Genomic DNA, 14,641 nt, shown 5'->3' with positions numbered 1-14,641 from the left:
TTGAATAAGAGTCGGCTGGATGTTTCAGCGGTGGACGTTACAGCAAACCGCCGCCGCCGGCACCACCACCACCAAAGCCGCCGGCTGCGCCGCCGCCCGTGTTGCCACCACCAGTGGCCCCGTCTTCGCCGGTGACGAAGTTGAACGTGTTGACTTCGCCGATCTGCGTAAAGAACGGTGACGGGGTGACACGAACGTAACGTCGGTCGGCCGAAACCACCGCGGTTGCAAACATCATTGCACCAGTGGGAAGCGTCGTGATTTCCGGACGGAAACCGACGGCGCCACGATTGCCAAAGCCCAAACGCGGGTCGACAAAGTTGCCGCCCGTGCCGCCCAACAGTGCGGCATCGCTGAGGAATTGTTGCAAAGCGTTCTGGTCGATGCCGCCGGCGAATTGACCCAGGACGTCGTTGCGAATGTCGCGTTGAACGTCGTTCAGGTGGGCCAGTTGGGCATCGGCGATTTCTTCCTGACGTTTGCCATTCTTCAGTTCAAACGTGATCAAGGCATCCTTTTCGGTCAGCGGAATCGCTTTCTGGATCAGGTTTTGTTCCGGACGACCGACATCGGTCAGGACTTCCACGTTCACGTGACCGGTGGAAACGTTGCCCCAGACCCGACGCAGCAACAAGCGATACTTGCCGCTGAAGCCTTCCGGACAAATGTAAGTTTCCGAAACGGAGCCTTCGGAATCTTCGCCATGCCCGGCGAACGAATCACCCAGCAAGGTTCCACCAGCGGCTGTCGCGGGCGTTTCCAGCGAGCAGATTGTTCCGGCGGGCTCTTCCACGGCGATATCAACATCGGCATCGCCCGTCCACGAAACGCGGACGATGACGTCGTGGGACGATGCCAGTTGCAACGATTCGTTGAACTTGTCGGCGTCGTCCTTTTGACCATTCTCGATCAGTTCGTTGTACGTCGCACGAGCCAGCAGTCGAGCTTCTTCGACGATCGATTCGTACTTCTTCGGCCAAGCCTGGGACAGAATACCTTCGCACGCCCAAGCAATGCCGTCTTGCGAATTCAAATGTTTGGCCAATCGCAGCCCCATCACGTAGGGCTCGCGACGGTAACGGTCGACGTCGGAAACCTTTTGGCAAAGTTGCAACGCGGCTTCGTGACAATCGGCGGCTTCCAATCGAGCCGCGACGTGCAAGACGTCCTCGGGGGATTCGGCGAAGTCGACCGCCGACAGATAGGCACGTTCGATGTCCGACTTAGCGGCCCCGGTGGCTTCCAAGGCGATCGCGTAGGCCTGGTACATCCATGGTTGGACGTGACCGGATCGGATCGCCGCGGAAATGATCACGCGGACTTCGCCGAAGTGCTGCATGGCCAACGAATCGTCGCCTCGTTTGACGGCCGAACCGGCTTTGACACTCAGTTCGCCCACGCTGGCTTGAACGCGAGCGTCCAGTTGGCGAATCAGTTCGGGCGAAGCTTCTTCGAATCGTGCGAACAAAGCGTTCCAAGCGTCGGATCGGCTTTGGCCTTCGGCGACTTTCAATCGGATCGGGCCCAGATCGATCTTGCGAGTCTGAGTCTTGGACTTGGTCGGCGCCGCGGTGGTGGACTTTTGGCCCAGGCCGGCATTGTCCGGAACGGCCATCATGCCGCCCATGCCGCCGCCCATCATGCCGCCGCCCATGCCGCCACCCATCATGCCGCCGCCCATGCCGCCGCCCATCATGCCGCCGCCCATGCCGCCGCCCATGCCGCCGCCCATCATGCCGCCGCCCATCATGCCGCCGCCCATGTTCATGATCGGCACGACAAGGTCACCCATCGGATAGACCTTTTGGATGTCTTCGTCGGCGTCGACGGTGGTGATCTTCAGGACTTCGTCCTTGATGGTGTACGCCAGATCTTCTTCGGAAAGCATCAAACGCAATGCCGAACGCAGGCTGACGTTGTCGATTTGGAAGCTGATCGGGGTGTCGCTGGACAGCCCCAGTTCCTCCAAGGCACGTCGGTCGATCACGACGGGGATGTCGTGTTGACGGGAAATTTCTTCGCGGACTTGGTCCAACGGGGTTTCGATGAAATCGAAGCTGGATTGCTCGTCCAATTTCTGTTCGATGCGACGTTCCGCATCGCTGTCGCTGACCAGTTCAACACTGCTGTAACGGTCCAGACGTCGACGCGACATGCGTTTCCAAGTTTCCGCATCGGGATACAGAACGGGTGGTTCGCCGGTGAATGGAATGTTGGCTTCCAACACGGCGGAGAATACGTCGACGTAGTTTCGTTGACGCAGTTCGTTGATCCGGCGGTCGCGGTCATAGACCTGCAACATCAACGGCAGGTCGGTGAAATGACGCCCGGCCACGCTGTCACGCGTGATCGTGTCGCCGGCCAGTGCGGCGAACGCCAAGCTGACTTCGCCGTCGGCTTCTTGGTACCGACCTTCGTCGATCAAGTCGTTCAGTTGACGTGCCAACGCCTTCAACTTTGCTTCGTCACGATAGGTTTGTTGCAACATCGACGTCGTGGCGGCCGATGCGGCCAACCGAGCTTCGATCGATGCCTGTTGTTCGGCGTACTCGGCTTCGCGTCCGCTGGCCAAACGAATGGCCGTACGAACCTTGCCCACCAATTCTTGACGCAGCTCCGGTGCAACGTCCGGTGTGGATTCCACGCGAGCCAGCAGACTCTTCAGCGAACCAGCGACGCCGATCGGGTTTTCGATCAAACGACGACGGGCTTCGGCCAGTTGTGCGTTGACCTCTGCACGCAGACGGCCTTCGTTGGCGGTTTGCATCGCATCAAATCGGCTGAGCAGATCGCCGCCGGATTCGACGATTTCGTCGTCGCCGACCGGGTTGTCAAAGAATTGATCACCGATGATCGGTGCGGGGGCCGCAGCAGCCGGTGCCGGAGCAGTGACCGGTGGTGCCGGTGCGGGGGCCGCGGGAGCTGGTGCCGGAGCGGCAGTCGCTGGTTCGGGCTGGGCCGGTGCAGCGGCGGGCTCGGGTTGTGCCGGTGCGTCGGTGGGTTCACCGAACAGGTCTTCGGCACCCGCATCGGGAGCACCAAACAGATCGTCGCCGCCTTCGGGGGATCCGAACAGGTCATCAAATCCGGAATCTTCGTTCTGGACGATCAGGCGGTTGCCCGTCGCGGTGACCTTTTCGATCGCTTTGGCTTTGCTGTTGTTCGGGTCGACTTGCAGGGCCTTTTCGGCAACCACGCGAGCCCCACGTTGATCGCCCTTTTGCAGTGCCATCGTGCCGGCTTTGGCCAAGGCTTCGGCGCGAGCGCTCATGGACTTGGCCGCCTGACGCAACATCATCGATCCTGACGTTGGCAACAGCAGACCGCCGTCCTTTTCGGCCATCTGGACCAATCCGGGCAAGAACGCGAAATCGGGGTGGTCCGATTCGGTGGTGGCGTCAAATTCGATACGCACTTTGGCGTTGGTCGTTTCTCCGGTCAATTGCACGCGGCCGTCGGCGTCTGCGGTTTGCGAACGGCCCAACAGGATCGCATCACGGTCCAACCGCAGCGGCGGCAAGCGATCGCCGTGAATCGTGCTCATGCCGGAAAGCAATTCCGCGTCGCTGATCCAAATCGGCGATTGGATGGCCGACGATGCGACGGCGGCACCGATCGAATCGGCGGGATGTTGTTCGGAAACGACGCCCAAAACGCCACCGGTGTGGTTGGCCAGGATGGCCAGTGTTTCGACATTGACCGTGGGGCCGATGACCACGCTGTGAACGCTGATGTGATCGCCACGCAGCGCGTCGACCAGTCGGCCGAATCGTTGTGCGTTGTAGGTCGAATCCATCGACGCTCCGTCACCGACATAGATGATGCTGCGGGTGGACGATGCGTCACGACCCGCCAACGCGGCACGTGCCTTGTCCAACGCGGCAACCAAATTCGTGTTGCCCATCGGCAAGCGATCGTTCAATCGATCCAGCGCCGCTTGGGTGTCGTCATCGCCCGCGGCGGCGAAGTGATCGCTGAGGTCCACGGTGTTGACGTCGGTCGCGTAAACCTTGACTTGGTCGTTGCCGCGAAGCTTGGCCAGAATTTGGCCGACCGCTTGCATCGTGTCGGACCGGAATCCGCCGACCTGGCTGGCCGATGTGTCGACCAACACGACCACGTCGGCAGCCGATTTGGTCGCCGCGGCCAACAGTTCGTCGCTGGCGTCGGGCAGGATCGAAGCGGCAAAGTAGCCTTCGCCCGCGTCATCGGCGTACCGGACGATCCGGAATTCCGCGTCACCGACAAAGGAAACGTCGTCGCCGGCCGCCGCCGGTCGGGACACGCCCAGGAGAATCGTCAGGGCCAATGCCCCGGCGAACGATCCGCCCAAGAGTGATTTCAACGTGAATGCCATCTTCAATTGCTCCGCGTGTTGAAAAGAGACGCCGCCGCGTCACGAACGTTGAGGGGTGGGGAGTAGCCAGGTGGAATTGCGAACCCAAGCGGGTGAAAAACCGATCGCCGAAGCCATCGGACCTTCCGCCTTGGGGCTGACAATTCAGGGTTTCACCGACGATTTTATTTGCGGCCCGATTCTTTCTCCAAGGAAATCCGGGCCAATCCGGTCGAGATCGAGTGGGTGGGGCCGGTTGTAGGTGTTGCAAGATGCAACACTTGCCGCATTTCGCTGCAGCAACCAGCCGCCGATCCGCCGATTCGGCCGGCTGTGTGTTAGAAGATGCGACCCGCGTGCCGAAAACGGGGCCCATTGTCGCCTTTCGCCCAGCGAAGGTCGCGCCGCCACCGCTCGGGTTGCCCGGTCAATTCAGAATCGGCGTTGGACCGCAAATCGAGCGATCTGCACCAGCGAATCCGAAACGGAGGACGCCTGCACACTGTGAACCGCTTCGATCGCCTGGTCACGGAAGCGACTGGCGACTTGACGCGTGTATTCCGCGGCATCGCACGACATTAGATCGTCGCGAATCGCGTCAAATCGATTCTCGGGCGGCCCGGAAAGAGCGGCCTGCAATCGCTCTCGATCCACGGGTTCGGCTTGCTGCAGCATGCGGATGACCGGCAGCGTCAGTTTGCCTTGCTGCAGATCCGTCCCCAAGGTCTTGCCGACCGTCGCATCATCGCCCCACAGGTCCAAATAGTCGTCGGCGATCTGAAACGCCATCCCGACCGCTTCGCCGTACCGCGCCATCGCGTCGACCGCATCGTCATCGGCACCCGAAAGGCGAGCGCCCAATTGTGTCGCGACCCGGCAAAGTTCCGCGGTCTTGCCTTGGATCATGTCGAAATAGGCGTCTTCATCGATTTGCAGCCAGTCGCGGCCCAAGACCTGACGCAATTCGCCCTCGCACACCAACCGTGACGCTTCGCCGATCCACTGACAGGCTTCGATCGATCCGATTTCCGCGGCCAATCGGAAACTTTGCGAAAACAGATAATCCCCGAACAGGATGCTGACGTGGTCGTTCCAGCGGGCGTTCACCGTGGGGACTCGCCGCCGCACCGTGGCCTCATCCAGGACGTCATCGTGGATCAGCGTCGCCGTATGAATCATCTCGATCACGACCGCCATCCGCAGATGAGCGTCGGTCAGCGGGCCGAAATTCAAACCCGACAACAGCAACATTGCGGGCCGCAATCGCTTGCCACCCAACTGCGTGCCGTGGCACAGCAGCGGGTTCATTGATTCGTAGGGGCTTTGCAACTGACGCGTCAGCAGGTCTTCGACTTGCTGCATCGGCTGGCGAATCGGGCGGTAAACCTGACCCAACAGTTGTTTCAAACGGGCGTCACCGTTGCCGGCGGCTCCCGCATGGGCAACGTCGGAACCATTCACGTTGTGCAGAGTGACAGGGGCAGCGTCCACGGGCTTTGGATCCGGCATCAGTCGTTGAAGCGGACGCAATTCGGGCCGTCCGCAGGTACCTGAACGATCAAACAGTCTTTCAACCGAAATCCAGTCCCGACGGCAACCGACAGGATTCGCAACAGCTGAAAGGTGTCAGGTCGCCCCCGACACATCACCAATGATGCGTATTGCACCGAATGTGAAGAGAATTCGCTAGACCAGTGGAAGAAATAGTGTGATCGCGGTCACTGCGGGGCAGCCATCAGCCCTGGCAGCCGCCAAAGCCGCAACAAAGTCGCCTTTCGCTCCTCGCAAGTAGCCCACGCTCTGTCACCGGCGCGCCCTCCCCTCGCTAAGGCTCGACCCTCCCGGCGGGAGGGTGAAAAGAAGACGGCAATCCTATTGCTTCGTTAATCCGTGTTATGGCGCCAGATGACGGTCGTAACAAAGTCGCCTTTCGCTCCGCCGAAAGTAGCGCAACTGCCCTCCCGGCGGGTGGCCTGACGAATCGGTGGCAATCTGGGAGTTCTGGGGCTTTTTCTGGATTGAAAACGGTTGCGTCCCCTCGCTAGGTATTGGTTACCAAATCACTACCGCGAAGGAACGCAACCATGAGTCAAGTATCCGATAGGAATGCTCCGGCGAGAAGATCAGTTCGAGGCGATCGGGCCATGCAGGTCGTCAGCCCGCGGCGTGGTCAGCCGGGGGCGGCCGCCGACCCTTCGACTTCGTGTGACCGCAAGAAAACTCAGCAGCTGCAAAGAGAACTACATTCACTGCGAGCCGAGTTGGAGCATTATCGCTCTTTGGCCACGCCCTCCGATCCGGTTGCAGCACTTCCCAACGACCGACCTCTTCGGGGACATCAATTTGGAGTTCGGTTGATCGCCTTGTGCATCGAGCTGGCAAAGCGGGTCGGTTTTCGCGCCACGGCGTTTGTTGTGAAGTTGATGTTTGAATTTTTGGGTGTCGATCAGAAGGTTCCCTCCCACGATGCCATCGCTCAGTGGACGATGCGGTTGGGAGTTGCCGAGTTGGCCGAGACATTTGACAGCACTCAGGAGGTTCTCTGGATGGCCGATCACTCCAGCCAAATCGGTAAAGAGAAAGTCCTGCTGATCATCGGGATGCGGGTCGACGACTTGCCACCGCCGGGCGAAACACTCGATCTGGAAAAACTCAAAGTGCTCGCGATTGTGCCGGGGGAGAAATGGAAGAAGGAGGATGTCGATCGCGAGTATCAGCGACTGGCCGAAAAGATCGGCCCGCCGGTTTATCTTCTTTGCGATGGTGCGGTGGAACTTCGCGATCCGGCGAAAAATCTCGTCAAAGACGGCAAACAAGCCATCGTTCTTCAAGACCTCAAACACCACGCGGCCAACTTGCTCGAGAAACAGGTTGGGCGATCCGAGCGGTTCAAAGCGTTCATGACGCAGGTCGGGCTGACACGAAACCGAGTTCAACAAACCGAACTGAGTCACTTTATGCCGCCACCGCTGAAACAGAAATCGCGTTTTATGAATCTGGGCTCCCTGCTGCGTTGGTCGACCATGGTCATGCACCACCTGAATCATCCCGAAAGCGATTCGAGAGCAGGGGTCACCGAGGAGCGAATCGATGAGAAGCTTGGTTGGTTGCGTGACTTCGCTGACGACTTGGCGCAGTGGAATCAGTGTCAGGAAGTGATCAATGAAACTCTGTCGTGGATCAATCAAAGCGGGCTGAGATGTGATAGCACTGCTGAGCTGCGTGATCTGCTCGCGTCGTGGTTAGAGTTGCCGTCAGGTCAATCCGGTCGGCAGATGGCCGAGAAGCTTGTGGACTTTGTCGCCGCGAGCGAGCAACAACTTCCCGCGGGCTCTCGCGCGTGGCTTTCGACGGAGATCTTGGAATCGCTCTTCGGGCGGTTCAAACAGCTTGAACGGCAACACAGCAAAGGAGGATTCACTCGCTTGTTGGCCTGCCTTCCGACACTCTGCAGGCGAGTCACCGCCGACAGAGTCCGTTCCAGATTCAAACACGTCCAAGCCGGCGACGTTCAGCAATGGATCCGTGATACGCTACCGAATACCCTCACCGCCCGACGAAATGCCGCCTACCGAGAGGCTTTCGCACATCAATGATGAAAAACCAAAGTTATCACCGATTCGTCAGGCCCTCCCGGCGGGAGGGTGAAGAGATGAAGGCGATCCTGTCTTCGTTAACCAGTGTTGTGGCGAAATACGTCGACCCGCGGGTAACCTCGCACGGCAACCACCGCCAGAAGTCTCAGTCCGCTTTCTTGGACTTGGCCGAAGTCTTTGACTTTGCTTTCGACTTCGAATCGGACTTGCTCTCGGACGATTTCTTGTCCGCTGCGGCACCCTTCTTATAGCTGTCGCTCCGATAGTCGGTTTCGTAAAACCCGCTGCCCTTGAACATGATCGCCGCACCGCTGCCGAACAGTCGGCGCAGTTTCGACTTCCCACATTCGGGGCACTTCTTCTTCACCGGATCATTGATGCCCTGGAACAATTCCATCTCGTGACCACAGGCATCACACTCATAGTCATAGGTGGGCATGGCCGTAACCTCAAAGAATGTTTTGACAAATGAAAGTGGGTTGGATTGCGAAGTGCTACTGAGCCGATCCGCTGCTGACGATCACCTGGGCCGGACGCAGGACGCGGTCGTGCATTTGCCATCCGCTGACCGCCACGTGCATGACCATGCCGCTTTCCACGTCGTCGCTTGGCATTTGCGAAATGGCTTCGTGAAAGTTTGGATCAAACGCTTCGCCGGCGGCGGGGATTTCTTTGATCGCGTACTTGGCAAACGTGTCGTCCAGTTGCTTGGCGACCATTTGAACGCCGTCACGCAAGCCCTGGACCGACTCGGTACCCTCGGCCGCTTCGATGGCGCGCATCAAGTTGTCGCGGACTTGCAATAAGTCGGTCACCATCGGTGCGCCGGCGTACTTCAAATCGTCTTCGAACGACTTACGCATGCGTTTACGAAAGTTCTCCGCTTCGGCCTGTGCCTGCAGCGCCTTTCGATTGGCATCTTCCACCTCGCCACGCAAGCGTTCCATTTCCTCGTCCCGTGTTTCGGGCTGGGGGTCGCTGGTGGCATCGACCGACGCGTGTGCGGCATCGGTTTCGGCGTTCAAATCCAATTCGTCTTCGACGGGTTGGCGATCGGCGGTGTCACTGGATTCGATATCACTGGTCATGGTTCGATCCGGCATCAAGGTCGGATGGACAAAGGATGGTTCAACGGAAACGGTTTTGGTACCGACGATACACTCGTCGATCGACCACGGTGGTTTGCCGTCCATTCGCGACAGGCGTTTGCACCGGAGCCGGGGTGGTTGGTTCGCTTAGCCGGATTTGCCCGCGGCTGTTTCCGCATCAGGATCAAAAAACTGCTTCAGCTTGTCCAGAAAGCTGGTCCGCTGGGGCAGCACCGATTCGTGATCCAGATCGGCAAGTTGGCGAAGCAATGTTTGTTGTTCGGATGAAAGTTTCTTGGGGACTTCCACAAAGACTTGGACCAACAGGTCGCCGGGGCGTCCGCCACGTGGGTCGGCAACGCCTTCGCCCTTGACGGTGAAGACTTCGCCGTTTTGGGTGCCCGCCGGAACGGTCAACTGGTGCGGTCCGTCCAACGTCGGGACTTCGATGTTTGCCCCCAACGCCGCTTGGCTGTAGCTGATCGGCATCTGCAAAACCAGATGGCTGCCTTCACGCTGGAACAAATCGTGCGGCTGGACGGTGATGAAGCAGTAGCAATCACCGTTGGGGCCACCGTCCGAGCTGGCTTCGCCTTCGTTGGACAAACGCACCCGCATGCCGTCATCGACGCCGGGAGGGATTTCCACCGCCAATTCGGCGCGTTCGTTTTGCTGTCCGCTGCCCCGGCAATCTTTGCACGGTTCGCTGATTTGTTGACCGCGGCCCTGACAGGTCGGGCATGTCGTTTGGACCCGCAGGATACCCGCGGACTGGATGACTTGTCCGCGACCGCCACACGTCGTGCAAGTGACCGGTTGGCTGCCGGGGGCGGCGCCGTCACCGCCGCACGTTTTGCAGGGCACCCGGCGGCGAAACGAGACATTCTTCTTGACGCCGCGGGCGGCTTCTTCCAACGTCAGCGTGACGTCACAGCGGATATCGGCGCCGCGTCGGCGTCGTCGTCCGCCGCCGCGACCGCGGTTGCCAAACAAGTCGCCGAACATGCCGCCACCGAACATGTCGCCGAAGGCTTCGAAGATGTCTTCGACGTCGGTGAACTGATGGGCGGCACCCTCCACGCCGGCGTGACCATACTGGTCATAGCGTGAACGCTTGTCCGCGTCGCTTAAGACCTCATAGGCCTCGGTGGCTTCTTTGAATTTTTCGACCGCGTCGTCGCTGTCACGATTGCTGTCGGGGTGATACTTGATCGCAAGTTTTCGATACGCGCGATCAATCTCCTGCTTGGTCGCGGTCCGCTCGACCCGAAGCACTTCGTAATAGCAGGTCTTTTCGGCCATGAGATGCTGCTGCTTATTTCGCAAACAGGGCCGCGAACCGGTGCGGGTTCACGGCCCATGAAAGATGGTTCATCCGTTGTTCACCGGCGGTCGACGTGTCGACCGCGCGGTGTGACGGTCCCAACAAGGGGCGATTGGCATGACCTGACTTAGGACACAACGCCTTCGACCGGGACCTTGTCCTTGTCTTCTTGGTCGTAATCGGTGACCAAGGCTTCGGTCGTCAGCAACAATCCGGCGATGCTGCCGGCGTTGGTCAACGCGGTCCGCACGACCTTGACCGGGTCGATCACGCCGGCCTTGACCATGTCGGTGTATTCGCCGGTGTAAGCATTGAAACCGGTGTTGACGTCCTTTTGGCTGACTTCGTCGACCACGACGCTGCCGTCGATTCCGCCGTTGTCAGCGATTTGACGCATCGGCGCGTCCAACGCGTTCATGACGATATCGACGCCGATCTTTTCGTCGCCGCGAGCCTTCTTCTTGGCCGCTTCGACCGCTTCGCGGCAACGCACCAGGGCGACACCGCCACCGGGCAGAATGCCTTCTTCGATCGCCGCACGGGTCGCGTGCAATGCGTCTTCCAAGCGAGCCTTGGTTTGCTTCATTTCGGCTTCGGTTTCCGCACCGACGCTGATCACAGCGACGCCGCCGGAAAGCTTGGCCAAACGCTCTTGGAACTTTTCCTTGTCGTAATCGCTGTCGGTCTGTTCGATCTGAGCGCGAATTTGAGCGACACGCTTGTCGATGTCTTCACGCTTGCCGGCACCTTCGACGATGGTCGTGTGACCCTTGTCGACGGTGACCTTCTTGGCGCGACCCAGTTGATCCAACGTGACATTTTCCAGTTGGATGCCCAGGTCTTCGCTGATCAGCGTTCCACCGGTCAACGTCGCGATGTCGCCCAGCATCGACTTGCGACGGTCGCCGAATCCCGGTGCCTTGACGGCACAGACGTTCAAGGTGCCACGCAGTTTGTTGACGACCAACAATGTCAGCGCTTCGGCGTCGACGTCTTCGGCGATGATCAACAGCGGTTGACCCGACTGTGCGGTCTTTTCCAACAGCGGTACCAAGTCGCGGATGTTGCTGATCTTCTTTTCGTACAGCAGCACCAACGCGTTTTCCAAACCGGCTTCCATCGTGCCCGGGTCGGTGATGAAGTAGGGCGAAATGTAGCCCTTGTCGAACTGCATCCCGTCGACGTAATCGACTTCGGTGCTGCGCGACTTGCCTTCTTCCACGGTGATCACGCCGTCCTTGCCGACGCGTTCCAGGGCATCGGCCAACAGGTTGCCGATTTCCGGATCGTTGTTGGCGGAAATCGCACCGACGTGGGCGACTTCTTCCTTGCCGCTGACCGGTCGACCCAATTCGTGCAGTTGATCGCAAGCGGCTTGGACGCCACGATCGATACCGCGACGGATGGCGGTCGGGTTGCTGCCGGCCACGATGTTTCGCAGACCTTCCTTGAAGATCGCGCGAGCCAACACGGTTGCGGTCGTCGTGCCGTCGCCGGCCAAGTCGCTGGTCTTTTGCGCGACTTCGATGACCAGTTTGGCACCCATGTTTTCGAACCGGTCTTCCAGTTCGATTTCCTTGGCCACGGTGACGCCGTCCTTGGTGACGGTCGGACCGCCGAACGATTTGTCAACGATCACGTTACGGCCGGTCGGGCCCATGGTCGTCGCGACGGCTTTGGCAAGTTTGTCGACGCCGGCCAGCATTCGGGCCCGTGCGTGATCGTCGAACAAAAGTTGTTTTGCCACGATTGAGGTTCCTTGGTGAAGTGTTTGGATTGCGATGGAAATTGAAAGGTTGGATCGCCCGGTCGACGGCCGCCGATGCCCGGCGGCCTAATGACGATTGCGAGGCCGATCCGGCCGGATCACAGAACCTTGGCCAAGATGTCGTTTTCGCGAAGGATCTTCATTTCGCGACCGTCGACTTCGATGTCACTGCCGCCGTACTTGCCGTAAATCACGGTGTCGCCAACGGCCACGCTGACTTCGCCACGGGCGCCGCTGTCCAACAACTTGCCGGGGCCGACCGCGACGACGGTGCCACGTTGCGGCTTTTCTTTGGCCGAATCGGGCAGAACGATGCCGCCGGCGGTGGTTTCTTCCGCTTCGCTGGGCTCGACAACGACGCGGTCATCCAAGGGACGCAGGTTGATTTTGGTGCTGGTTGCCATCGGGAAATTCCTATCGATTGATTTGTAAGTTTGGATTGATTGGTTGTCTGGTTTTCCGTGGGGCCCGCGGCGATCGATTTCGCCGCGGGATCAAAGGTGGGTTCAGGGCGGATCACCGAAGTGATCACCGACGGCTTACATCATGCCGCCCATGCCACCCATTCCGCCCATGCCTCCCATTCCGCCCATGCCACCCATCGGGTCCATGCCGCCCATGCCGTGGTCATGGTGATCGCCGGCACCCTCGGGTTCTTCTTCCGGGATGTCACAAACCAGCGATTCGGTGGTCAGCAGCAAAGCCGCGACGCTGGCGGCGTTGGTCAGCGAAGTACGAACGACCTTGGCCGGATCAACAATGCCTGCTTTGACCAAGTCGGTGTAACTGTCGCTGTTGGCGTCGTAGCCTTCGTTACCGCTCATTTGCGACACGCGGTTAACGACAACGGCACCGCGGACGCCGGCGTTGTTGGCGATCGAACGCAACGGGATGTCCAAGATGTTGCGGATGATGCGGACGCCCAACTGGATGTCGCCTTCGCTGGACTTTTCAAGCTTTTCGACGGCCGGTCGGCAACGCAGCAGCGCGACACCGCCGCCGGGAACGATGCCTTCTTCCAAGGCCGCTTGGGTGGCCGCACGTGCGTCATCGATCAACGCTTTGCGTTCCTTCATTTCCGTTTCGGTCGCCGCACCGACGTTGATTTGGGCGACGCCACCGGCCAGCTTGGCCAAGCGTTCTTGCAGCTTTTCGCGATCGTAATCGCTGTCGGTCGCTTCCATTTCACGACGAATTTGAGCGACACGGCCTTCGATGTCGGCCTTGGTTCCGGCACCGCCGACGATCGTTGTTGCGTCGCTGGTGATGCGGACCTTCTTGGCACGACCCAGATCGGACATCTTCACGCTTTCCAGGTCGATGCCCAGATCTTTGAAGACGGCCTTGCCGCCGGTCAGCACGGCGATGTCACCCAAGATGGCTTTGCGGCGATCGCCGTAGCCCGGGGCTTTGACGGCACAAGCCGACAGAATGCCACGCATCTTGTTGACGACCAGCGTGGCCAAGGCTTCGCCTTCGACGTCTTCGGCGATGATCAACAGCGGCTTCTTCGCCTTGCTGATCGCTTCCAACAACGGAATCATCTTCTTGTTGTTGCTGATCTTTTCCTCGAACAACAAGATGTGACAGTCGTCCAGTTCAACGGCGACGTCGTCTTGGTTGGTGACGAAGTGGGGCGACAAGAATCCGCGGTCGAATTGCATGCCTTCGACAACGTCGACGTAGGTCTCGTTGCTGCGGCCTTCTTCGACGGTGATCACACCGTTCTTGCCGACCTTGGTGAAGGCGTCGGCCAGCACGGCACCGATTTCCGGATCGTTGTTGCCGGCGATGGTGGCGACCTGCTTGATGTCGCTCTTGCTCTTTTCATCGATCGGCTTGGCCAAGTCCTTGATCGCGTCGGCGACCGTGGCGACGGCTTGGTTGATGCCGCGGGTCAGCGCCATGGGATCGGCGCCGGTGGCGACCATTTTCAAGCCTTCGCGAAAGATCTCTTCGCTCAGCACGGTCGCCGTGGTGGTACCGTCGCCGGCAACATCGTTGGTCTTGCTGGCAGCCTCTTTGACCAGTTGCGCGCCCAGGTTTTCGTAGGGGTCATCCAGTTCGATGTCCTCCGCCACGGTCACACCGTCTTTGGTGACCTTGGGCGATCCCCAGCCTTTGTCCAACACCGCGTTGCGTCCCCGCGGGCCGAGGGTGCTGCGGACGGCTCGTGCCAATTTACTGACGCCGGCCAGCAACGGCCCGCGTGCGTCGTCGTCGAAAACGATTTGCTTTGCCACGACGTGTTTCTCCTGTCGAAGTATCGTCTGTGATGGGACACGCCCGACCCGGAATGTGGTGGGGGCCGACGTGTAAAAGGATGGTTCGATCGGACCGGTCACGCCGCCGGTGGCAGCGTACACAGTTTCGCTTCCCGGAAAGCAAACCCCGTGCCGAGAACTTTTTTGTGGCCGTAAGTCGTTGCGGAGTAACGGCTTAAAAAATTGGGAGCGGGCAAGCCGGGCGCGGCGGCTTCTCCGCCATGCCAGCATGGCAGCGGCCGGGGCACCGGAAATGGGACGCCGG

At 59.6% G+C, this 14,641-nt stretch carries 9 protein-coding genes; 1 reads left to right on the top strand and 8 read right to left on the bottom strand.

All coding sequences use genetic code 11. From position 1 onward, the window contains the following. Positions 1 to 37: 37 nt before the first annotated feature. Together Mal65_RS15125 and Mal65_RS15120 are read right to left on the bottom strand one after the other, a co-directional pair. Positions 38 to 4,357 (bottom strand): vWA domain-containing protein, encoded by a 4,320-nt coding sequence (locus tag Mal65_RS15125; protein WP_145299217.1) that lies wholly within the window; start codon positions 4,355 to 4,357, stop codon positions 38 to 40. Between the two features lie 411 nt (positions 4,358 to 4,768). Further along, positions 4,769 to 5,827 (bottom strand): polyprenyl synthetase family protein, encoded by a 1,059-nt coding sequence (locus Mal65_RS15120; RefSeq protein ID WP_196784191.1) that lies wholly within the window; start codon positions 5,825 to 5,827, stop codon positions 4,769 to 4,771. Between the two features lie 932 nt (positions 5,828 to 6,759). Between Mal65_RS15120 and Mal65_RS15115 the strand changes: the two genes are divergently transcribed. Next, positions 6,760 to 7,932, top strand: a complete 1,173-nt coding sequence (locus Mal65_RS15115) for a hypothetical protein (protein WP_145299214.1) — start codon at positions 6,760 to 6,762, stop codon at positions 7,930 to 7,932. A 145-nt stretch (positions 7,933 to 8,077) separates the two neighbouring features. On the opposite strand, the gene Mal65_RS15110 is transcribed toward Mal65_RS15115, so the two are convergent. From Mal65_RS15110 to groL (Mal65_RS15085), 6 genes are all read right to left on the bottom strand, one after another. Continuing rightward, entirely contained in the window at positions 8,078 to 8,371 is a 294-nt protein-coding gene (locus Mal65_RS15110) for an FmdB family zinc ribbon protein (RefSeq protein WP_145299211.1), read from the bottom strand. A 55-nt stretch (positions 8,372 to 8,426) separates the two neighbouring features. Further along, the gene (gene grpE, locus Mal65_RS15105; protein WP_145299208.1) at positions 8,427 to 9,020 is read right to left on the bottom strand and encodes a nucleotide exchange factor GrpE; all 594 of its coding nucleotides are present in this window, start codon (positions 9,018 to 9,020) and stop codon (positions 8,427 to 8,429) included. A gap of 147 nt (positions 9,021 to 9,167) precedes the next feature. Continuing rightward, on the bottom strand, positions 9,168 to 10,322 hold the full coding sequence (gene dnaJ / locus Mal65_RS15100) for a molecular chaperone DnaJ (RefSeq protein WP_145299205.1): 1,155 nt from the start codon (positions 10,320 to 10,322) through the stop codon (positions 9,168 to 9,170). A gap of 149 nt (positions 10,323 to 10,471) precedes the next feature. Next, a complete protein-coding gene (groL, locus tag Mal65_RS15095; RefSeq protein ID WP_145299202.1) occupies positions 10,472 to 12,091 on the bottom strand; it encodes a chaperonin GroEL in 1,620 nt (539 codons plus the stop codon). Between the two features lie 119 nt (positions 12,092 to 12,210). Next, complete coding sequence (groES, locus tag Mal65_RS15090) at positions 12,211 to 12,516, bottom strand: co-chaperone GroES (protein ID WP_145299199.1); 306 nt, start codon at positions 12,514 to 12,516, stop codon at positions 12,211 to 12,213. Between the two features lie 135 nt (positions 12,517 to 12,651). After that, complete coding sequence (gene groL / locus Mal65_RS15085; protein ID WP_174820168.1) at positions 12,652 to 14,355, bottom strand: chaperonin GroEL; 1,704 nt, start codon at positions 14,353 to 14,355, stop codon at positions 12,652 to 12,654. Positions 14,356 to 14,641 lie beyond the last annotated feature (286 nt).

The sequence above is a fragment of the Crateriforma conspicua genome, from assembly GCF_007752935.1.
Classification (GTDB): Bacteria; Planctomycetota; Planctomycetia; order Pirellulales; family Pirellulaceae; genus Crateriforma; species Crateriforma conspicua.
This window is presented reverse-complemented; position numbering and strand designations above follow the sequence as displayed.

Coding starts and splice junctions, on each gene's coding strand:
- Mal65_RS15125 (WP_145299217.1), bottom strand. CDS start 4,357: ATGGCATTCACGTTGAAATCACTCTTGGGCGGATCGTTCGCCGGGGCA.
- Mal65_RS15115 (WP_145299214.1), top strand. CDS start 6,760: ATGTTTGAATTTTTGGGTGTCGATCAGAAGGTTCCCTCCCACGATGCC.
- Mal65_RS15110 (WP_145299211.1), bottom strand. CDS start 8,371: ATGCCCACCTATGACTATGAGTGTGATGCCTGTGGTCACGAGATGGAA.
- grpE (WP_145299208.1), bottom strand. CDS start 9,020: ATGACCAGTGATATCGAATCCAGTGACACCGCCGATCGCCAACCCGTC.
- dnaJ (WP_145299205.1), bottom strand. CDS start 10,322: ATGGCCGAAAAGACCTGCTATTACGAAGTGCTTCGGGTCGAGCGGACC.
- groES (WP_145299199.1), bottom strand. CDS start 12,516: ATGGCAACCAGCACCAAAATCAACCTGCGTCCCTTGGATGACCGCGTC.